Genomic DNA, 19,532 nt, shown 5'->3' on the forward strand with positions numbered 1-19,532 from the left:
CTGTTTAACGTGATAACAGCGAGCGCGGCATCAGCGCCATGCCGGCCAGCGTGACCAGGCAGATCAGCGCGCCGGCGTAAAAGGTGGACGCCGCGCCCCAGACGTCCCACAGAATCCCGGCGCTCAGACTGGCCAGCAGCAGTGCTACGCCGCTTATCAGGTTGAAGACGCCGTAGGCGGTCCCGCGCAGGTCCGCCGGTGCGGTATCAGCCACCATCGCAGCCAGCAACCCCTGCGTCATTCCCATGTGTACGCCCCATAACGCGACGCCGATGATCACGCCGAGCCAGTGCTGGCTGATGGCGAGCGCCACATCGGCGGCAATCAGCACCAGCAGGCCCATTTTCAGCAGACGATGATGATCCATCCGGTCGGAAAGTTTGCCGAAGGGATAGGCGGAACAGGCATAAACCAGATTCATCGCCACCATCACCAGCGGAATCAGCGCTACGGGAATCTCTACCTGCTGTGCGCGCAGCACCAAGAAGGCTTCGCTGAAACGCGCCAGCGTAAATACCGCCCCCAGACCGACCACCCACCAATACCGGGCGGATAGCCGTTTCAGGTTATCGCGCCGGATCGGGTTGGTGCGTTTGGCAGCATTGCTCCGTTCCGGCTCGCGCAAGCCGAAAAACAACAGCGTGATCGCCAGGGCGCCGGGGATGAACGCCACCCAGAAGATAGCGCGAAAATCGTCCTGCCACAGCAACATCAGCACGACCGCCAGCAGCGGACCGGCGAAGGCGCCGATGGTGTCCAGCGACTGACGCAGGCCAAACGCCGCGCCTCGAATATCGGGCGGCGTGACGTCCGCGACCAGCGCATCGCGCGGCGCGCCGCGAATGCCTTTGCCTACCCGGTCGAGCAGGCGGGCGCCCAGCACCAGACCGGATGAGGTCGCAAGCGCAAACAACGGCTTGCTGACGGCACCCAGACCATATCCTAGCAGCGCCAGCCCTTTGCGTTTGCCGAGGTAATCGCTGAGCGCGCCGGAGAACACTTTGATGATCAGCGCGGTCGCTTCCGCCAGCCCTTCAATCAAACCGATCAAGACCACGCTGGCGCCGAGGACCGTCGTCATGAATAACGGCAGCAGGCTGTGGATCATTTCCGACGAAATGTCCATCAACAGACTGACGCCGCCCAATACCCATACCCCTTTCGGGATGCGTTTCAATGTTGAAAAATCCAGCGACATCGATTTCCTGCCTGGAGGTGATGACCCGGTAAAGAGAAAACGCTATTAAATCAATCCGCAGGGGATTTGATAAGTACAAAATGCAAGGCGGGTGCGAATCGATGGCTGGCGCGGCACGCTACCGGCGGCAACCGGCAGCGTGAAAGCAACGTTATAAAAACAGCGTCATAAAAACAGCATTATAAAAACAAGAGCGGGATTACTGCTGCGGGAACCACTTATCGTTGATGGCCTTGTAGGTGCCGTCGGCTTTGATGGCGTTCAGCGCGCTGTTCAATTTTTCCAGCAGCGCCTGATTGTCCGGGCGCACCGCAATACCCAGCCCGATGCCGAAGTAAGCGGGATCGGTGACTTTCTCGCCCACGGTGGCGAGGTCCGGGTTGGTTTTCAGCCATTCGTTCACCACCGCGGTATCGCCGAACACGCCGTCCAGACGACCGTTTTTCAGGTCGATCAGCGCATTCTGGTAACTGTCGTACGGGACGGTTTTCACTTCAGGATGTTTGTCCTGCAGGAATTTCTGGTGTGTGGTGCCGTTTTCCATGCCGATACGTTTGCCCTTCAGATCCGCCAGCGTATGGAATTTGCCTTTCTGAGCGATGACGATCGCCGAATTGGCGTAGTAAGGCTGGGTAAACGCCACTTGCTTGCTGCGCTCCGGCGTGATGTCCATACCGGAAATAACGGCGTCATAACGGCGGAATTTCAACGCCGGAATCAGGCTGTCGAACGCCTGATTGGTGAAGGTGCAGGTAGCCTGCAATTGTTTGCATAGCGCGTTGGCGAGATCGATATCAAACCCGACGATCTGGTTGCCGGCATCCAACGATTCGAACGGCGGATACGTCGCCGACGCGGCGAAGCGGATGGTATCAGCCGCCGTGGCGTTAAAGATCATGGTGCTAAAGGTGGTGCTGGCCAGCAGTGCGGCAAGGACGAGCTTCTTCATGGAGTACTCCAGCTTAATTTATGTTTATCAACGTGATGGTCGTTGAAAAGGATGACGACACCATGCCATTAAATGTATTTATATGCAAATAATATGATTATAAATTCATTTTAATTTGCGGTGTGGCAATGGTGATAAAGCGTACCTGTGGTAATTGAATAAAAATAAAGCAGATTTAAATCGATGGAAGGCTGGATGATATGCATAAAAAACGCCGGCATGAAAGCCGGCGTAATCAGTCATTAGGTTACGTTCACTGATGGTTCAGGTATTGCGCTGTTCGAAACGCAAGGCGCGCCGTTCGACCAGACGCATCAGCAACGTCAGCAAGCCATTGACGCACAGGTAGACGATACCCGCCGCGCCAAACACCAGCACATCATAGGTGCGGCCGTACAGCAGCTGGCCGTAGCCCATCACTTCCATCAGCGTAATGGTGTACGCCAGCGAGGTGCCTTTGAACACCAGCACCACTTCGTTGGAGTACGAAGAGAGCGCGCGCTTGAACGCAAACGGCAGCAGGATGCGCAGCGTCTGGCGTTGATTCATGCCCAGCGCGGCGCAGGATTGCCACTGTCCGGACGGAATAGCTCGCACCGCGCCGTAGAACAGCTGAGTGGTATAAGCCGCGCTGTTAAGCGCCAGCGCGCTGACCGCACACAACCACGGCTGAGACAGCAGATTCCACAACCAGTCGGTCTGGCGGATCGAAGCGAACTGACCGGGACCGTAGTAAATCAGGAAAATCTGCACCAGCAGCGGAGTACCGGTGAACAATGTGATGTAGCCTTTGGCTATCTGCGACGCTACCGGGGTTTTCAGCGTCAGGATCACCGTCAGCAATAGCGACAGCAGCAACGCCAGCAGCAGCGCGGCCAGAGTCAACCAGAGGCTGGTGTGCAGCCCTTTCAGCAGTTCAGGAATGTAGCCCAGCATCAGGACGGCCTCCGTTCAAAGCGCGTGGCGCGTGCTTCAATCCTGTTCAGGATCGCCTGACTCAATAGGGTAATCACCAGATAGATCGCCGCCGCAATCATGTACCAGGTAAAGGGTTCCTGAGTACGGGTGGCGATGCTTTTGGTTTGCAGCATCAGGTCGTTGACGCTGATCAGCGATACCAGCGCGGTATCTTTCAGCAGCACCAGCCACTGGTTGCCGAGCCCCGGCAGCGCGTGACGCCACATTTGCGGCATGATCAGCCGGCGGAAAATCACGCTTTTGCTCATTCCCAGCGCCTGCCCGGACTCCCATTGGCCGCGCGGCACCGCTTTCAGCGCGCCACGCAGCGTCTGAGACGCATAGGCGGCATACAGCAGCGACAGCGCAATGACGCCGCACAGAAACGGGCTGACTTCGAAGTTATCGATATTCAGTTTGACCGGCACCTGCGCCAGACCGAGATTAAGCGTGAAGCCATCGGACAGCATCAGCAGCAACTGCGACGAACCAAAATAGATAAACAGCACCACCAGAATTTCCGGCAGGCCGCGCAGCAGGGTGACGACAGCGGTGCCGCAGGCGCTGACGGCTTTCCAGCGCGCCGTTTCCCACAGGGCAAACAGCATCGCCAACAGCAGCCCCAGCACCAGGGCGCAAACGGCAAGGCCGACGGTCATCCCGGCGGCGCTTGCAAGAGGTTGGAATTCAGTCATTGAGTCTTAGTCGGCTTACTGCTGGAACCATTTCTTGTAGATGGTCTGGTAGGTGCCATCCTGCTTGATCTTGTTCAGAGCATCGTTGAATTTCTTCACCAGCTCGTCGTTGTTCTGACGAACGGCAATCCCCAGGCCGATGCCAAAGTAGTCTTTATCGGTAACCTTGTCGCCCACCGACGCCAGATTCTCGTTCTGTTTCAGCCACTCGTTCACGACGGCGGTGTCGCCGAAGACGGCGTCCAGACGACCGTTTTTCAGGTCCAGCACCGCGTTCTGGTAGCTGTCGTACGGTACCACGGTGATGTCTTTATGCTTGTCCAGCAGGAATTTCTGGTGGGTGGTGCCGTTCTGTACCCCGACACGCTTGCCGTTCAGCGCGGCGATATCGGCCAGTTTGCCTTTCTGGGCGATGAACAGCGCCGAGTTTTCATAGTACGGCTGGGTGAAGGTCACCTGCTGCTGGCGTTCCGGCGTGATATCCATACCGGCGATCACCGCATCGTAACGGCGGAATTTCAGACCGGGGATCAGACTGTCGAATGCCTGATTGCTGAAAGTACAGGTGGCCTGAATCTGTTTGCACAGCGCGTTGGCCAGGTCGATATCGAACCCGACGATCTGGTTGCTGGCGTCCACCGACTCAAACGGAGGATAGGACGCTTCAGTGGCAAAACGGATAGTTTCGGCTGCGCCAGCGGAAAGGCTTAACCCGCCGAGCAGGGCGGCAACGAGCAATTTTTTCATCTTATTATCCTTATCTATCAGTGAGATAAATAGCCAGCAAATTCCGGTGTTTGGGGTTGGGTAAAATGCGAGGCGTCGCCTTGTTCCACGATGCGGCCGTTTTCCATGTACACCACGCGGCTGGCGGTTTTACGTGCGAAATCGACTTCGTGGGTGACGATCACCTGGGTGATGCCGGTTTCGCTCAGTTCCTGAATAATGCTGACGACCTGAGCGGTGATTTCCGGATCGAGAGCCGCGGTCGGCTCGTCAAACAGCAGCACCTGCGGCTCCATCATCAGCGCGCGGGCGATGGCGACACGCTGCTGCTGGCCGCCGGAGAGATGTAACGGGTAGCGATCGGCGAAGTCGTTCAGTCGCAGACGGCTCAACAGTTTGTCCGCCCGTTCCCGCGCTTCCTGACGACCCAGCCCCAGCACGCGGCAGGGCGCTTCGACCAGATTCTGCTGCACGGTGAGGTGCGGCCACAAATTGTACTGCTGGAACACCATGCCGACATTGCGGCGCAGTTCGCGAATGGCGTTTTCGCCGGGCGTCTGGCTGAAATCGAAGGTATTGCCGCCGATGTTGAGCGTACCGGAACGGGGCGTTTCCAGCAGGTTCAGCACCCGCAATAACGAACTTTTACCGGCCCCGCTGGGACCCAGCAACACCAGCGTTTCTCCGGATGGACAATCAAGGGTGACATCGAACAGCGCCTGGTGTGCGCCATAGAAACAGTTAATGCTGTTTAGTTGAATACTCATGCGCAAGAATTGAATAGACATTGATGCCGCAAATGGTAGCCTCGGCAGAATAGTTATGCAATCGTCGTGGGTTAAAATTTGCAAATACACGACTTATTGTCGATATTTTAGCACAAAATCGTGCTTTGCCGCGGCGGCAGGCGGATTTGTCAGGGCGATAGCCGACTTGTAGCGGACAATCCTCAGCCATAACCAACCCCGGCTGTAGCGAGCTACGTTGCTAAAAAGCGCGATTGATGACTTCTGTGTTGTGAAAAAGTCTTTTAGTGGCAGAAATTGCTATAAAAGCGTAAGAAGGCTGTGAGAATGTGCAGTCGATCCAACGGCCGAATATCTGAGACGAGGAGGCATGATGCAATTATCCACCACACCAACCCTGGAAGGGCACGTCATTGAAAACTACTGCGGCGTGGTGACGGGCGAAGCCATCCTTGGCGCCAATATCTTTCGGGATTTCTTCGCCGGTATCCGCGATATCGTCGGCGGCCGTTCCGGCGCCTATGAAAAAGAGTTACGCAACGCCCGGCAGATAGCATTTCGCGAAATGCAGCAGCAGGCGCAGGAGCTGGGCGCGAATGCCGTAGTTGGCATCGACATTGATTATGAAACCGTGGGTAAGGACGCCAGCATGCTGATGGTGTCCGTCAGCGGTACTGCGGTGGTGGTTCGCCGGTCATGACCTGCAGGTGCATTGGGTTGTCATGGCGGAGTGTGGCGTTGGTGGCGCTAACGTTGCTGGCAGGCTGTCAGAGCCGCGAACGCTATGTCGATGAGGGCGATTACCAGTTGGATCAGTCGTCTCCGGCTGTCAGCCGGGGGGAGCGGGTCCGCTTTCTGGTATTTCACTATACGGCCGAAGATTTAGGCAGTTCGCTGGAAAAACTCACCGCCGAACATGTCAGCGCGCATTATCTGGTGCCGGCTTATCCGCCGCAGGTTAATGGCAAGCCGGTGGCGTGGAAGCTGGTGCCGGAGTCGCAGGCGGCCTGGCATGCAGGCGCCAGTTACTGGCGCGGTTACAGTCAGTTGAACGCCACGTCGATCGGCATCGAACAGGAAAACCCCGGCTGGCGGCAAACTGCGTCCGGTACCCGCTGGTGGCAGCCTTATACCCCGCAACAGATCACGCTGGTGACCCATCTTGCCCGGGACATCATCGCCCGTCACCATATTGCGCCGCAGGATGTGGTGGGGCACAGCGATATTGCTCCCCAGCGCAAAGTCGACCCGGGGCCGCTGTTTCCCTGGCATCAACTGGCGATGGCGGGTATCGGCGCCTGGCCGGAGCCGCAACGGGTGCATTTCTATCTGAGAGGACGGCAGGAATATACGCCGGTGGACAGACAGGCGCTGCTGGAGAAACTGGCGCGTTATGGTTATGAGGTCAACCCGAACATGAGCGCGCGCCAGCAGCAACAGGTGGTGGCGGCATTCCAGATGCACTTCCGGCAGCAGCGCTATGATGGTGAGGCGGATGCGGAAACCGAAGCGATCGCCGATGCGCTGCTGGAGAAGTACGGCGCCGCGCCCCGCAGCGGCGCGGGGTCTGGGCGATAACCTGCGTCTCCGTTGGTCGCGGCAGGAAGATTGGCGGCTTAATCGCTGTGGGGGAGGCGAACGATGTCCCGCTGTTCGGCCTCCTGCGCCAGTACGGCGATACGGCGCGCCATGCCGCGAAACACAAACAGATGCGCAGGCATCATCAGGAACCAGTAACCCAGCCCGCTGCTGCCGGCGGGGTGCCACCAGGCACGAACATCCAGCACCCGATACGCGCCACGATCGTCAATGGAGAAGACCAGACGCCCCAGTCCGGGCGCTTTCATGCCAAACAGCAGCACCAACTGCTGATGAGGCCTGACCCGGATGACCTTCCAGCCGTTGACGAAGTCGCCTTCCCTTAATTCCGCCCGCTCCGGTCGGCGGTAAATCACCTGATTACCGCATAAATCATCTATTCGAGCGCGGATAGCCCACAGCAGGTTGGCGTAAAAGTAGCCTTCCCGGCCTCCGACTTGCTGGATCACCTGCCACAATGCCTGGCTGCTGGCACCGGTTTTGTGGCTGTAACCCGCCTGTTTGGGGTAGAACGCGTAATTGGGTTGCCAGCGAGCTAAAACATCGGGGTCATATCCCCAGTCCGGATGTTGCGCCGCCGCTTTTTCATCGGCCAGCGTAGCCCGCACCGCTTCATCAAACCCGATCAGCCGCTGGGGAATCAGGCGACGCAGTTCGCCGTCGTCCATCGGCAGATCGTGTCGCAACCCCTGTACCAGCGCCCGGGCGGTAGAGCCGGGAACTGAGGTCACCATGTTCAGAAACCAGGCCGATATCAACCCGGTCGGCACCGGAATCGGCAACAACAGGCGACGTTTGCCGGTAATACGAATAAACCGTTCGAACAGGGTCTGATAGCTAAGGTATTCCGGCCCGGCGGCATCGAAAACCCGATGACGTTCCGCAGGGTAGTGTCGCAGTTCCGTCAGGTAGGTGAGCAGATTTTCCAGCGCAATCGGCGCGGATTTCGAGCGCACCCAGCGCGGCGGCGTCAGCACCGGTAAATTGTTCACCATATCGCGCAGGATTTCGAATGCAGCGGAACCGGGGCCGACGATAATGCCGGCGCGCAACTCGGTGACCGGAATGCCGCTGCTGCGCAGAATGTCGCCGGTCAGTTTGCGCGCCTGCATATGAATGGAGGGATGGCATTCAGCCTGCGCTGAACCGAGATAGATTATCTGTCGAATCCGGCTGGTGCGCAGCACCTGACGCAGATTTTGCGCCGATTGATATTCCCGCTCCAGAAAATCGGCGCCATCACCCATGCTGTGCGCCAGATAGTAGAGGGTGTCTGCCTGCCATAACCCTTCCGGCAGCGTGTATGGCTTCATCAGATCAACGTATTCACAGCGTATGCCGGGAAGGTTTAGTGCCGCCAGCGAGTCGATGTGACGCGAAGCGGCAATCACCGATTGACCTTGCTGGCTGAGACGCGTGAGGAGGTGACGGCCAATGTAGCCACTGGCGCCAAGGATCAGAATCGGGGCGGGTCTGATGGTCATGATGGTGTTTGCTCCTGCCACAACAGCGCGATTGAAACTGCAGCGGTGTCCCTGTCGATGTTCACACCCGCAATACGATATCAATACAACCTAATATAGCCGGAAGCAGGAAGGGGAAAAACCCCGCCTTAACGGTTTCTTAACGAAAGTGCGGGGTGGATCCAGAGCGTGATGTCAGCCGTATGGCAAGAGCGAGCGAAAAAATCAGACCAGTTCGACATCGCCTTGTAACTGGCAACTACAGGCCAGCACATACCCGTTTTCAATTTCGTCAGGCGTCAGCGTCATGGTGCTGGTGGTAGTGTAGCTGCCGCTGAGAATCCGGGTCTTGCAGCTACCGCATACCCCGGCGCGACAGGCGGCGTTTACCGGTAACTGGTGGCTTTCCAACGCTGCCAGCAGGCTGATGCCGATCGGAGCTTTCAGCTGTTGCAACGAATGGCGGATGGTCATGGTGAGTTGTTCGCCATCATCATCCACGGCGGCTTCCGGCGCGCCGAACTGCTCTTTGAAGATGCGCTCGCGTGGGACGCCGGCCTGTAGACAGAAGGTTTCCACCTGCTGCATATAGGGTTGCGGGCCGCAGGTCATCACGGTGCGATTGGCGATATCCGGCACCTGTTGCGACAGGACCGACTCAGTGAGGCGACCGCTGAGAAAACCGGTTTCAGCCTGCTGTTCCGCCATCAGGGTCAGTTGCAGTTGCTGTGGGTAGCGCTGGCGGAGTGTTTGCCATTCGTCGGCAAAAATCACGTGCTGCGGCGAGCGCACATTGAAGATGACCTGAATATCCGTGTGCGGGCGATTGGCCAGCAGCCAGCGTGTCATCGACATGATCGGCGTAACGCCGCAGCCTGCCGCCAGCATCAGGTAACGATCGCTGACGGCACGGGTGCAGCTGAATTCGCCCTGCGCATCGGAGATCCACAAATAATCGCCGGGCTTCACCTGTTCGGTCAGCCAGCGCGAGCCGACGCCGTTTTCCAGTCGGCGTACCGTGAAGGTGATAAACGGGCTCAGTCCGGGCGAGGAGGACAGGGTATAAGCGCGCAGCGTTTCACTGCTGTTGGCGATGCTGACCAGCGCATACTGGCCGGGTTGCCAGGGGTAAAAGTCATGGCTGATCAGGGAAAGCGTCCACACATCCGGCGTTTCCTGATGAAGAGAGTGCACCTGCATGCGGTTGGGGCACTGCGGAGTAGGCATGGTCATGGCGGTCTCCATAACAGCCTTCCGCCATGCGTCGGCGGAAGGCGAAGGTCAACGAAAAATCAGGCGGCGAGGATGTCTTTGAGGTCCTGCTCCACGGTGGTGATGGCGCGCATGCCGAACTTCTCGTTCAGGATCGCCAGCAGCGACGGGGTCAGGAAGCCAGGGGCGGTCGGGCCGGTATAAATATTTTTCACACCCAGCGCCAGCAGCGTCAGCAGAATGACGATGGCTTTCTGTTCAAACCAGGACAGTACCAGACTCAGCGGCAGGTCGTTGACGCCGCAGCCCAGTTTTTCCGCCAGATTGACCGCCAGCATGATGGCGGCGTACGCATCGTTGCACTGGCCGACATCCAGCAGACGCGGCAAGCCTTCCAGCGTGCCGAAATCCAGTTTATTGAAACGATATTTACCGCACGCCAGCGTCATGATCAGGCAGTCTTGCGGGACGTTGAGCGCGAAATCGGTGTAGTAGCTGCGTTCGGTGCGGCTGCCGTCGCAACCGCCGACCAGAAATACGTGACGCAGTTTCTTGCTGGCGACCAGATCAATCACGGTATCGGCGGCGCTCAACAGGGTCTGGCGACCAAAACCGACGGTAATCAGGTGCTCGATTTCGCTGTACGGGAACCCCGGCAGTTGCTGCGCCTGAGCGATCACCGCGCTGAAATCATCGCCTTCGAGGTGCTGCGCGCCCGGCCAGCCGACGATGCTGCGGGTCCAGATACGGTCGGTATACTGGCCTACGTTGGGGTCGATGATGCAGTTGGAGGTCATCAGGATCGGGCCAGGGAATTTAGCGAATTCGCTTTGCTGATTCTGCCAGCCGCTGCCGTAGTTGCCGACCAGGTGGGAAAATTTCTTCAGTTCCGGATAGCCGTGCGCCGGCAGCATTTCGCCGTGGGTATAGATATTGATGCCGGTGCCTTCGGTCTGTTCCAGCAACATACGCAGGTCTTTCAGGTCATGGCCGGAAATCAGAATCGCCTTGCCCGCCACCGGGCGTACGTTAACCTGAGTCGGCTGCGGATGACCGTAGGCGGAGGTTTCTCCCTGATCCAGGATCGCCATTACGCCGAAATTCATTTTGCCGATAGCCAGCGCGTTGCCGAGCAGGGTGTCGACATCGGTGGGCTCGGTGCCGAGCCAGGCCATAAACGCATGGAAATCGGCGTACAGCGCGTCATCGTACTGACCCAGCACGTGGGCATGTTCCATATAGGCGGCCGCGCCTTTCAGGCCATACAGGCACAGCATACGTAACCCGTGAATATCCTCGCCGATAGCGGCTTTATCTTTGTTCAGCGCGAACATCGCCGCCTGTTGCAGCAGCGTCGGGATATCGTCGCCCGCCAGTTGCAGTTCCGCCATCGGATGATCGACCGCGATGGCGGCGTCCAGCAGCCGGCAACGGGCGGCCAGCCCCTGACGCAGGCTAATCGCTTCACGGGCGTAGCCGATGATACGCGGCGAATCAAAATTCACGTTGGTCAGGGTGGCGAAGAAAGCGCGGGGCGTAAAATTGTCGATCTCATGGTCAATGATGCCCAATGCGCGCGCCTGCAGCGCCCAGGCGGACAGCCCCTGAAGAACGGCGACCAGCAGGTCTTGCAGGTCAGAGGTTTCGGCGGTCTTGCCGCACATGCCTTGCGCGTAAGCGCAGCCATTGCCGGCCGGGGTTCGGATGGTCTGTTCACATTGCACACAATACATAATGACTTCCTTTTTAAAGTTGCATTTATAATGCTTGTTTAAAAGCATAGAACGGTTTGCCGGTGTCTAAAAAGATCTTTTATAGGCAATTTAAGGTGAAGTTGATTTAGCGCAATTTTTACTTGTGGATGACAATCACTCGCATCTGCCGGGCATTTTTATGCGTCGCGAGGCAGATCCGAGGCATAGGGCTTGACCCTGCCGCGCTTTTATCGTCATTCTCGTTAGAAGACCACAGAACAGGAGGCACGGATGTATCTGGAAAGAGTCGAGATTCTTGGATTCCGTGGTATTAACCGACTGTCGCTGATGCTGGATGATAATACCGTGCTGATCGGCGAAAACGCCTGGGGCAAGTCCAGCTTGTTGGATGCGCTGTCGCTGCTGCTGACGCCGTCACCACCGCTTTATCACTTTGATCTGCAGGACTTTCATTTTACGCCGGGCAACGAAACCAGCCGCGAGCGTCATCTGCAGGTGATCTTCACGTTTTGCGAATCTGCGCCCGGTCACCATCTGGCCCCTCGCTATCGTTCATTGTCGTCGGTATGGATCAAGGGCGAAGGGCGATTGCATCGCATTTTCTATCGGCTGGAAGGGGAAATGGATGAAAGCCAGGCGATCTTTACCTGGCGCAGTTTTCTTGATGCCAATGGTCAGGCATTGCCGCTGGACAATATCGACTGGCTGGCCAGCGAAGTGATTCGTCTGCATCCGGTGTTGCGGCTGCGTGACGCCCGCTTTATTCGCCGTTTTCGCACCGGCTCGTTGATGCCGCAAATCGATGATAACGATCGGCTATCGCGCCAGTTTGAGACGCTGGTGCGCGAACTGGCGCAAAATCCCAACCGGTTGACTAATCAGGAACTGCGACAAGGTCTGGTGGCGATGCGCCAACTGGTCGAGCACTATTTTTCCGAGCAGGGCGCGGACCCGAACGATCGGCGTCACCATCGCCATGCCCGTGCGGGCAATGGCCGGGCATGGCGCTCGCTGGATAACATCAATCGCATGATTTCCGGCCCCAATAGTCGCAGCCGTCGTATTATTCTGCTGGAGCTGTTTTCCACCCTGCTGCAGGCCAAAGGGTCCACGGCGCTTGATCCGCATGCCCGGCCGCTGCTGCTGATTGAAGACCCGGAAACCCGGCTGCATCCGATTATGCTGTCTGTGGCATGGGGGCTGCTGACGCAGTTGCCGCTGCAAAAAATCACCACCACCAATTCCGGTGAACTGCTGTCGCTGGTGCCGGTAGAACAGGTTTGCCGTCTGGTGCGAGAATCGGCGAAGGTCGCGACCTACCGTATCGGCCGTCAGGGCATGACGCAGGAAGATAGCCGCCGCATTACCTTTCACATTCGGTTTAATCGCCCGGCGTCGTTATTCGCGCGCTGCTGGCTGTTGGTGGAGGGCGAAACCGAAGTCTGGATGCTCAGTGAACTGGCGCGTCAGTGCGGTCATCACTTCGAGGCGGAAGGCGTGAGGGTGATCGAGTTTGCGCAGGTGGGGTTAAAACCGCTGCTGAAGTTCGCCTATCGGATGGGTATCGAATGGCATGTGCTGGTGGATGGCGATGACGCCGGGAAAAAATACGCCGCCACGGTTCGTAGCCTGCTGCAATCGCAGAGTGAGTCCGAACGCGACCATTTGACCGTGCTGCCGGCGCTGGATATGGAGCATTTCATGTATCGCAACGGCTTTAGTCAGGTCTATCACCGGGTTGCGCAGTTGCCGGAACCGGTGCCGCTGTCGGCGGCGAAAGTCATCACCAAGGCGATTCACCGTACCTCAAAACCGGATCTGGCGATTGAAGTGGCGCTGGAAGCGGCGTCTCAGGGGGAATCGGCCATCCCGCCGCTGATCCGCAGCATGTTTTCACGGGTCTTGTGGCTGGCGCGCGGGCGGGCGGATTAGGCGTGTTATCCGGCTGAACGAGCCTGTCGCGTGTAGAGCGCATGTGAAGAGAGCATAAAGAATGCCGGCCGCTTTGCGACCGGCATTGGACTCGTTTGACCTGGTCACAGGAATTAAAGGAGAAAGACCGGAAAGCGTGGGGTGAACATTCAGGCGACCGTTTCGCCGACTACCGGCACGATCAGACTGGCGTGATTTCCTTTGGGTCCCTGGTGTACAGTGAATTGCACCACCTGACCTGCTTTCAGCGTCCTGTAGCCGTCCATCTGAATGGTTGAATAGTGGGCGAAGATATCTTCACCGCCGCTCTCGGGACAAATAAAGCCAAAGCCTTTGGCGTTATTGAACCATTTAACAGTACCTGTCTCCATGAATCTTCATCCTTCGCTAGAGTGTTCTCTAAGGTGAGGTTATTGGGTTAAGGCAAAACCAAATTGATTAAAACGACATCAATTCAACTCTACACTCTAGTGAAATCGCCCTTGCCGTCAAGCACCCGAATCCGACACTTTGCCGCAGGTTTGTGAAAATTTGATACAGATAACGCTATCGTCGGGTTTTATTGCCGTTAATATCAAGAGGGATGCGTTTTTGGGGTCTGAGCGATTTTGACCGGGCGGTGATACAATAAAAATCAGGCATGCTGCTGTGAAGACAGCCAGCGGATAAGTATCAGAACTGATTTGGGTAGAAGATGGGAAATCATAGCACCGGGGCGCAGACCGACGACCTGACCAAAGAGCATTATACTGAAGCCTTGCAGCCTCCATCGATGTATAAAGTGATACTTAACAACGATGATTACACGCCGATGGAATTTGTTATTGACGTTCTGCAAAAGTTCTTTTCTTATGATATTGAACGTGCAACGCAACTGATGCTTACGGTTCACTATCAGGGCAAGGCCATCTGCGGCGTCTACAGCGCCGAGGTAGCCGAGACCAAGGTGGCGCAGGTGAACCGTTATGCCCGGGAGAACGAGCATCCATTGCTTTGTACGCTGGAAAAAGCCTGAATAGGGCAATTTATTGGGGGAGGTGCCTATGCTCAATCAAGAACTGGAACTCAGTCTCAACATGGCTTTCGCCAGAGCGCGCGAGCACCGGCATGAGTTTATGACCGTGGAACATTTGTTGCTGGCGCTGCTCAGCAACCCCTCCGCACGAGAGGCACTGGAAGCCTGTACGGTCGATTTGGCGGTTCTGCGTCAGGAACTGGAAACCTTTATCGAACAGACCACGCCCACGCTGCCGCAAAATGATGAAGAACGGGATACCCAGCCGACGCTGAGCTTTCAGCGGGTGCTGCAGCGCGCCGTGTTCCACGTGCAATCGTCCGGGCGCAGCGAAGTGTCCGGCGCCAACGTGCTGGTCGCCATCTTCAGCGAGCAGGAATCTCAGGCTGCCTACCTGCTGCGCAAACATGACGTCAGCCGGTTGGATGTGGTGAATTTCATTTCCCACGGTACGCGCAAAGAAGAAACCGGTCCGGCGGCAAACCCGGAAAATCCGGTTAACGAAGAACAGGCTGGCGGGGAGGAGCGTATGGAAAACTTCACCACAAATCTCAACCAGCTTGCCCGGGTGGGAGGCATCGACCCGCTGATCGGCCGCGACAGCGAGCTGGAGCGCACGATTCAGGTGCTGTGCCGTCGCCGTAAAAACAACCCGCTGCTGGTAGGCGAATCCGGCGTGGGGAAAACCGCTATCGCCGAAGGGCTGGCCTGGCGCATCGTGCAGGGCGACGTGCCGGAGGTGATGGCCGACTGCACGCTCTACTCGCTGGATATCGGCTCGTTGCTGGCCGGCACCAAATACCGCGGCGACTTCGAAAAACGCTTTAAATCGCTGCTCAAGCAGTTGGAGCAGGATCAGAGCAGCATTCTGTTTATCGACGAGATCCACACCATTATCGGTGCTGGCGCAGCTTCCGGCGGTCAGGTGGACGCCGCCAACCTGATCAAGCCGTTGCTGTCCAGCGGCAAGATTCGCGTGATTGGCTCCACCACGTATCAGGAATTCAGCAATATCTTCGAAAAAGATCGCGCGCTGGCGCGCCGCTTCCAGAAAATCGACATCACCGAGCCGAGCGTGGAAGAGACGGTGCAGATCATTAATGGTCTGAAGCCGAAATACGAAGCGCACCACGACGTGCGTTATACCGCCAAGGCGATCCGTGCGGCGGTGGAACTGGCGGTGAAATACATTAATGACCGTCACCTGCCGGATAAAGCGATCGACGTGATCGATGAGGCCGGCGCCCGCTGCCGCCTGCTGCCGGCGAGCAAACGCAAGAAAACCGTCAATGTGGCGGATATTGAAGCGGTGGTCGCCCGCATCGCCCGTATTCCGGAGAAAACCGTTTCCGCCAGTGACCGTGATGTGCTGCGCAATCTGGGCGATCGTCTGAAGATGCTGGTATTCGGGCAGGATAAAGCCATTGAGGCGCTGACCGAAGCCATCAAGATGAGCCGTGCCGGTCTGGGGCATGAGCGCAAGCCGGTCGGGTCGTTCCTGTTTGCTGGTCCGACCGGGGTCGGGAAAACGGAAGTAACGGTACAGTTGGCGAAAGCGCTGGATATCGAGCTGCTGCGCTTCGATATGTCTGAATACATGGAACGCCATACGGTCAGCCGTTTGATCGGCGCGCCTCCGGGCTACGTGGGCTACGATCAGGGCGGTTTGCTCACCGATGCGGTGATCAAGCATCCGCATTCGGTGCTGCTGCTTGATGAGATCGAGAAGGCGCACCCGGATGTGTTCAACCTGCTGTTGCAGGTGATGGACAACGGCACGCTGACCGATAACAACGGCCGCAAGGCGGATTTCCGCAATGTGATCGTGGTGATGACCACCAATGCCGGGGTGCGGGAAACCCAGCGTAAGTCCATTGGTCTTATCCAGCAGGACAACAGCAGCGATGCGATGGAAGAGATCAAAAAAGTCTTCACGCCGGAATTCCGCAATCGTCTGGATGGCATCATCTGGTTCAACCACCTGTCGGCTGAAGTGATTCAGCAGGTGGTGGACAAGTTTATTGTCGAACTGCAGGCGCAACTGGACGCCAAAGGCGTGTCGCTGGAAGTTAGCGAAGAAGCACGTAACTGGCTGGCGGAAAAAGGCTATGACAAAGCGATGGGCGCGCGACCGATGGCGCGAGTCATTCAGGAAAACCTCAAGAAACCGCTGGCCAATGAGCTGTTGTTCGGCTCGCTGGTAGACGGCGGCTCCGTGAAAGTGGAACTGGATAAGGCCGCCCAACAGCTGACTTATCGCTTCCTGAGCGCGCAAAAGACTAAAGCCGAAGGTGCGGTTCACTGAGTGAATTGATTACGTCGTCACGCTAAAAACACAAAAGGGCATCGTCAGATGCCCTTTTTCATGTTGGTCGCATTCACGTTACCACACGGTTTGCCTGACTGCAGCTTACTGCGATATCCGAATTAATAGGCGGGTAAGTTATTGACCGGCTTAAAATGCAAACGCCCTCACCGAAGGGTGAGGGCAGAGAGGTAAACACCCTGGCGCATCGCCTCAGGCGATAGCGCGGTTGTTAACGGCTACGGAAGACAATGCGGCCTTTGCTCAGGTCGTACGGGGTCAGTTCCACAGTCACTTTGTCACCCGTCAGGATGCGGATATAGTTTTTACGCATTTTACCGGAGATATGAGCGGTAACCACGTGCCCGTTTTCCAGCTCAACGCGGAACATGGTGTTGGGCAGCGTATCCAGCACGGTGCCTTGCATTTCAATATTGTCTTCTTTGGCCATCGAATCCTCTAGGTTTAAGTACCTTAGTTTTTAACCGGCAAGATAATGCCGAAAAACCCTCATTATGTAAAGGCGCGTAAGTCGCTGCCGCTCATTTATCCCCTTCACCAGGGGTGGCGGCAGTGGGTGTATTCAGGGGTTGCGGATGCCAGCAACCATCGATTAATGCGGCCTGTTGCAGCCGGTTCAGCTCGTACAGAAACTCGCGCCGGGGAATATCACAGGCGCCCAGCGAGGCAGTATGGTCGTTGAGCACCTGGCAATCAATCAACTGGCCGCCGTGGCGCACGAAATGCTGCAAAAACGCCGCCAGCGCGTATTTGGACGCGTTATCCGCCCGGCTGAACATCGACTCGCCGCAAAATAGCGCGCCCTGAGCGATACCGTACAGGCCGCCCACCAACTGGGCGCCACGCCAGACCTCGACCGAGTGCGCCAGGCCGGACAGGTGCAACTGAACATAGGAGCGCACGATGTCCCTGCCAATCCAGGTGCCTTCCTCGCGCTCGCTGGCGCAGGCGGAAATCACCGCTTCAAACGCCTGATTCAGTGTGACCCGATAATCGGTGCGGCGAATGAACTTTTTCATGCTGCGGCTAAGGTGAAACTGTGCCGGGAACAGCACCGCTCGTGGGTCCGGGCTCCACCACAGGATCGGCTCTCCCGGTGAAAACCACGGGAAAATACCCTGACGGTAGGCGCTTAGCAAGCGTTCGGGCGACAGATCGCCGCCGTAGGCCAGCAGACCATTGGGATCCCGCAGCGCGGTTTCCGGGTTGGGAAACTGCAGCGAAAACGGAGACAGTTCATACAACAGCATGCGCACCTCGGCCTACAGGTGTTGATGAAATTGCCAGTAGCGCCCTTGCAACGCCATCAGGCTATGATGCGAACCCTGTTCCACCAGTTGTCCGCCATCCATCACGCACAGCCGGTCCATACTCTCCAGTCCATTCAGGCGATGGGTAATGACGATCAGGGTCTTACCCAGGCAATGCTGACGTAATAACTGCAGTATGCGCTGTTCGGTATCGGCGTCCAGCCCTTCGGTCGGTTCATCCAGCAACACCAGCGGCGCCGGGTGGAGCAGGGCGCGCGCCACGCCGATACGGCGTTGTTCGCCGCCGGACAACTGGCGTCCCCCTTCACCCAGCCAGGCGTTGAGCCCCTGATCCTCCAGCAGTTTCTCCAGGCCGACTTGCGTTAGCACCGCCTGCAAACGCTCGTCGCTGGCCGCTGGGGCCGCCAGCCGCAGGTTTTCCCGCAGCGTGGCGCTGAAAATATGCACCCGCTGCGGCACCACGCTCATGGCATCGCGCAGCGTAGACTCCGGGAATGCCGCGATCGGCGTGTCATTAAGACGAATTTCGCCGGCGCTGCAATCCCAGGCGCGGGTCAGCAATTGCAACAGCGTCGACTTGCCGCAGCCGGTACGCCCCAATAACGCGACATGCTCGCCCGGCGTAAACGTCAGCGTAATTCCGCTCAGCGCCGGTTGGTTTTGTTCCGGGTAGGTAAAGCTCACTTTATCCAGTGTGAGCTGAACCTGCTCCAACGGCATAGGACCCTGAGACGGAAAGGCAACCGGCGGGCGCAGTTTCAGTAGTTGATCGACTCGGGCCGCCGACGCGACGACTTGCCCGATATGCTGGAAGGCGCCTGCGACCGGCGCCAGCGCTTCGAAAGCGGCGAGGGCGGCAAACACAAACAGCGCGATGAGCGCACCCGGCTGATGGTCGCCGCCGACGCCGCCGGCGGCCAGCCACAGCAGTAAGGTGGCGGTCAGGCCGCTGGCGGCAATCAGGATGGCCTGCGACAACGCGCTTAGCCCGGCCTGTTGACGTTGTCGTTCAAACCAGCGCTGCTCCAGTATTTCCAACTGCTGGCGAAAGGGCGCCAGGGCGCCGAATACCGCCAGTTCGGCCTGCCCCTGGATCCAGGTGGTCAGTTGTACCCGATAGTGGGCGCGCAGCGCGGTCAGGTCGGCGCCGACCGGTTGTCCCGCACGGTAAAACGCCAGAGGCAACACCAGCAGCAGCGCCAGCATGATGGCGGCCAGCGTTAGCGCCAGCGACGCATCCAGCCAGCTCAAGCCATAAGCCAGCGCCAGAATCACGGCCAGCGCGCTCACCAGCGGAGAAATTACCCGCAGGTAGAGATGGTCCAGCGTATCCACATCCGCTACCAGCCGGTTGAGCAGTTCGGCCTGACGAAAACGAATCAGCCCGCCCGGCGCCAGCGGCAGGATACGGCTAAAGGTGAACACACGCAGATGCAGCAGGACGCGAAAGGTGCCGTCGTGGCTTACCAGTCGCTCAAAGTAACGGCTGGCGGTACGCAGAATCGCTGCGCCGCGCACCCCGGCCGCCGGCAGCATATAGTTGAACGTAGTCAGCCCGGCCAGACCGGCGATGGACGAGGCCGCCAGAAACCAGCCTGACAGCGTCAACAGACCAATACTGGCTAACAGAGTCAGTATCGCCAGCAAAACGCCCAACCCAAGCCGGAACAGGTGACGGCGGTACAGCGCCAGAAAGGGTTTGAGTACCTGAATTGCCCGAATCTTTTC

18 protein-coding genes are annotated in these 19,532 nt (G+C 57.8%); 5 read left to right on the forward strand and 13 right to left on the reverse strand.

Annotation, left to right across the window (positions count from 1 at the left end):
- Positions 1-4: 4 nt before the first annotated feature.
- From DXXMK7_RS09260 to artP, 6 genes are all read right to left on the reverse strand, one after another.
- Positions 5-1,198 carry an MFS transporter gene (locus tag DXXMK7_RS09260; protein WP_038918845.1) on the reverse strand — a complete coding sequence of 398 codons (1,194 nt, stop codon included), beginning with the start codon at positions 1,196-1,198 and terminating at the stop codon, positions 5-7.
- 199 nt (positions 1,199-1,397) lie between these two features.
- A complete protein-coding gene (locus tag DXXMK7_RS09265) occupies positions 1,398-2,147 on the reverse strand; it encodes an arginine ABC transporter substrate-binding protein (RefSeq protein ID WP_038918846.1) in 750 nt (249 codons plus the stop codon).
- A 264-nt stretch (positions 2,148-2,411) separates the two neighbouring features.
- On the reverse strand, positions 2,412-3,083 hold the full coding sequence (gene artM, locus DXXMK7_RS09270) for an arginine ABC transporter permease ArtM (protein WP_038659391.1): 672 nt from the start codon (positions 3,081-3,083) through the stop codon (positions 2,412-2,414).
- Positions 3,083-3,799 carry an arginine ABC transporter permease ArtQ gene (gene artQ / locus DXXMK7_RS09275; RefSeq protein ID WP_038918847.1) on the reverse strand — a complete coding sequence of 239 codons (717 nt, stop codon included), beginning with the start codon at positions 3,797-3,799 and terminating at the stop codon, positions 3,083-3,085. The genes artM and artQ overlap by 1 nt, the downstream gene beginning before the upstream one ends.
- Positions 3,800-3,814: 15 nt before the next feature.
- On the reverse strand, positions 3,815-4,546 hold the full coding sequence (gene artJ, locus DXXMK7_RS09280; RefSeq protein WP_038918848.1) for an arginine ABC transporter substrate-binding protein: 732 nt from the start codon (positions 4,544-4,546) through the stop codon (positions 3,815-3,817).
- A 17-nt stretch (positions 4,547-4,563) separates the two neighbouring features.
- Positions 4,564-5,292 (reverse strand): arginine ABC transporter ATP-binding protein ArtP, encoded by a 729-nt coding sequence (gene artP / locus DXXMK7_RS09285; RefSeq protein ID WP_162942926.1) that lies wholly within the window; start codon positions 5,290-5,292, stop codon positions 4,564-4,566.
- Between the two features lie 352 nt (positions 5,293-5,644).
- On the opposite strand from artP, the gene DXXMK7_RS09290 reads away from it, so the two are divergent.
- Both DXXMK7_RS09290 and DXXMK7_RS09295 read left to right on the forward strand, forming a co-directional pair.
- Positions 5,645-5,971 (forward strand): heavy metal-binding domain-containing protein, encoded by a 327-nt coding sequence (locus DXXMK7_RS09290; protein WP_038918849.1) that lies wholly within the window; start codon positions 5,645-5,647, stop codon positions 5,969-5,971.
- Complete coding sequence (locus DXXMK7_RS09295) at positions 5,968-6,849, forward strand: N-acetylmuramoyl-L-alanine amidase (protein ID WP_049842550.1); 882 nt, start codon at positions 5,968-5,970, stop codon at positions 6,847-6,849. Before DXXMK7_RS09290 ends, DXXMK7_RS09295 begins: the two co-directional genes overlap by 4 nt.
- 38 nt (positions 6,850-6,887) lie before the next feature.
- Here the strand turns inward: DXXMK7_RS09295 and DXXMK7_RS09300 are convergent, their stop codons facing one another.
- From DXXMK7_RS09300 to hcp, 3 genes are all read right to left on the reverse strand, one after another.
- Complete coding sequence (locus tag DXXMK7_RS09300) at positions 6,888-8,354, reverse strand: DUF2867 domain-containing protein (RefSeq protein WP_038918851.1); 1,467 nt, start codon at positions 8,352-8,354, stop codon at positions 6,888-6,890.
- Positions 8,355-8,558: 204 nt separating this feature from the next.
- On the reverse strand, positions 8,559-9,566 hold the full coding sequence (hcr, locus tag DXXMK7_RS09305) for an NADH oxidoreductase (protein ID WP_038920941.1): 1,008 nt from the start codon (positions 9,564-9,566) through the stop codon (positions 8,559-8,561).
- Between the two features lie 59 nt (positions 9,567-9,625).
- Positions 9,626-11,278 (reverse strand): hydroxylamine reductase, encoded by a 1,653-nt coding sequence (gene hcp, locus DXXMK7_RS09310; protein WP_038918852.1) that lies wholly within the window; start codon positions 11,276-11,278, stop codon positions 9,626-9,628.
- A 252-nt stretch (positions 11,279-11,530) separates the two neighbouring features.
- Here hcp and DXXMK7_RS09315 point away from each other — a divergent pair, with 252 nt between their 5' ends.
- A complete protein-coding gene (locus DXXMK7_RS09315) occupies positions 11,531-13,192 on the forward strand; it encodes an ATP-dependent endonuclease (RefSeq protein WP_038918853.1) in 1,662 nt (553 codons plus the stop codon).
- Between the two features lie 149 nt (positions 13,193-13,341).
- On the opposite strand, the gene cspD is transcribed toward DXXMK7_RS09315, so the two are convergent.
- Positions 13,342-13,563 (reverse strand): cold shock-like protein CspD, encoded by a 222-nt coding sequence (gene cspD / locus DXXMK7_RS09320; RefSeq protein WP_022633331.1) that lies wholly within the window; start codon positions 13,561-13,563, stop codon positions 13,342-13,344.
- 323 nt (positions 13,564-13,886) lie between these two features.
- Here cspD and clpS point away from each other — a divergent pair, with 323 nt between their 5' ends.
- Both clpS and clpA read left to right on the forward strand, forming a co-directional pair.
- Entirely contained in the window at positions 13,887-14,207 is a 321-nt protein-coding gene (gene clpS / locus DXXMK7_RS09325; protein ID WP_033568380.1) for an ATP-dependent Clp protease adapter ClpS, read from the forward strand.
- Positions 14,208-14,235: 28 nt separating this feature from the next.
- Positions 14,236-16,512 carry an ATP-dependent Clp protease ATP-binding subunit ClpA gene (clpA, locus tag DXXMK7_RS09330; RefSeq protein WP_038918854.1) on the forward strand — a complete coding sequence of 759 codons (2,277 nt, stop codon included), beginning with the start codon at positions 14,236-14,238 and terminating at the stop codon, positions 16,510-16,512.
- Positions 16,513-16,744: 232 nt separating this feature from the next.
- Here clpA and infA read toward each other — a convergent pair whose 3' ends face one another.
- From infA to cydC, 3 genes are all read right to left on the reverse strand, one after another.
- A complete protein-coding gene (infA, locus tag DXXMK7_RS09335; RefSeq protein WP_002211347.1) occupies positions 16,745-16,963 on the reverse strand; it encodes a translation initiation factor IF-1 in 219 nt (72 codons plus the stop codon).
- A 91-nt stretch (positions 16,964-17,054) separates the two neighbouring features.
- On the reverse strand, positions 17,055-17,783 hold the full coding sequence (gene aat, locus DXXMK7_RS09340) for a leucyl/phenylalanyl-tRNA--protein transferase (RefSeq protein WP_038918855.1): 729 nt from the start codon (positions 17,781-17,783) through the stop codon (positions 17,055-17,057).
- 12 nt (positions 17,784-17,795) lie between these two features.
- On the reverse strand, positions 17,796-19,517 hold the full coding sequence (gene cydC, locus DXXMK7_RS09345; RefSeq protein WP_038920942.1) for a cysteine/glutathione ABC transporter ATP-binding protein/permease CydC: 1,722 nt from the start codon (positions 19,515-19,517) through the stop codon (positions 17,796-17,798).
- Positions 19,518-19,532: the final 15 nt, after the last annotated feature.

The sequence above is a fragment of the Dickeya sp. MK7 genome (assembly GCF_000406305.1).
In the GTDB taxonomy this organism is placed as follows: Bacteria; Pseudomonadota; Gammaproteobacteria; order Enterobacterales; family Enterobacteriaceae; genus Dickeya; species Dickeya fangzhongdai.

What these genes read in the sequence shown, in the direction of transcription:
- DXXMK7_RS09295 (WP_049842550.1), top strand. Translation starts at nt 5,968, where the DNA reads ATGACCTGCAGGTGCATTGGGTTGTCATGGCGGAGTGTGGCGTTGGTG.
- DXXMK7_RS09315 (WP_038918853.1), top strand. Translation starts at nt 11,531, where the DNA reads ATGTATCTGGAAAGAGTCGAGATTCTTGGATTCCGTGGTATTAACCGA.
- aat (WP_038918855.1), bottom strand. Translation starts at nt 17,783, where the DNA reads ATGCTGTTGTATGAACTGTCTCCGTTTTCGCTGCAGTTTCCCAACCCG.
- infA (WP_002211347.1), bottom strand. Translation starts at nt 16,963, where the DNA reads ATGGCCAAAGAAGACAATATTGAAATGCAAGGCACCGTGCTGGATACG.
- clpA (WP_038918854.1), top strand. Translation starts at nt 14,236, where the DNA reads ATGCTCAATCAAGAACTGGAACTCAGTCTCAACATGGCTTTCGCCAGA.
- DXXMK7_RS09265 (WP_038918846.1), bottom strand. Translation starts at nt 2,147, where the DNA reads ATGAAGAAGCTCGTCCTTGCCGCACTGCTGGCCAGCACCACCTTTAGC.
- DXXMK7_RS09260 (WP_038918845.1), bottom strand. Translation starts at nt 1,198, where the DNA reads ATGTCGCTGGATTTTTCAACATTGAAACGCATCCCGAAAGGGGTATGG.
- artQ (WP_038918847.1), bottom strand. Translation starts at nt 3,799, where the DNA reads ATGACTGAATTCCAACCTCTTGCAAGCGCCGCCGGGATGACCGTCGGC.
- DXXMK7_RS09290 (WP_038918849.1), top strand. Translation starts at nt 5,645, where the DNA reads ATGCAATTATCCACCACACCAACCCTGGAAGGGCACGTCATTGAAAAC.
- hcr (WP_038920941.1), bottom strand. Translation starts at nt 9,566, where the DNA reads ATGACCATGCCTACTCCGCAGTGCCCCAACCGCATGCAGGTGCACTCT.
- DXXMK7_RS09300 (WP_038918851.1), bottom strand. Translation starts at nt 8,354, where the DNA reads ATGACCATCAGACCCGCCCCGATTCTGATCCTTGGCGCCAGTGGCTAC.
- artP (WP_162942926.1), bottom strand. Translation starts at nt 5,292, where the DNA reads ATGAGTATTCAACTAAACAGCATTAACTGTTTCTATGGCGCACACCAG.
- artM (WP_038659391.1), bottom strand. Translation starts at nt 3,083, where the DNA reads ATGCTGGGCTACATTCCTGAACTGCTGAAAGGGCTGCACACCAGCCTC.
- cspD (WP_022633331.1), bottom strand. Translation starts at nt 13,563, where the DNA reads ATGGAGACAGGTACTGTTAAATGGTTCAATAACGCCAAAGGCTTTGGC.
- hcp (WP_038918852.1), bottom strand. Translation starts at nt 11,278, where the DNA reads ATGTATTGTGTGCAATGTGAACAGACCATCCGAACCCCGGCCGGCAAT.
- artJ (WP_038918848.1), bottom strand. Translation starts at nt 4,546, where the DNA reads ATGAAAAAATTGCTCGTTGCCGCCCTGCTCGGCGGGTTAAGCCTTTCC.
- clpS (WP_033568380.1), top strand. Translation starts at nt 13,887, where the DNA reads ATGGGAAATCATAGCACCGGGGCGCAGACCGACGACCTGACCAAAGAG.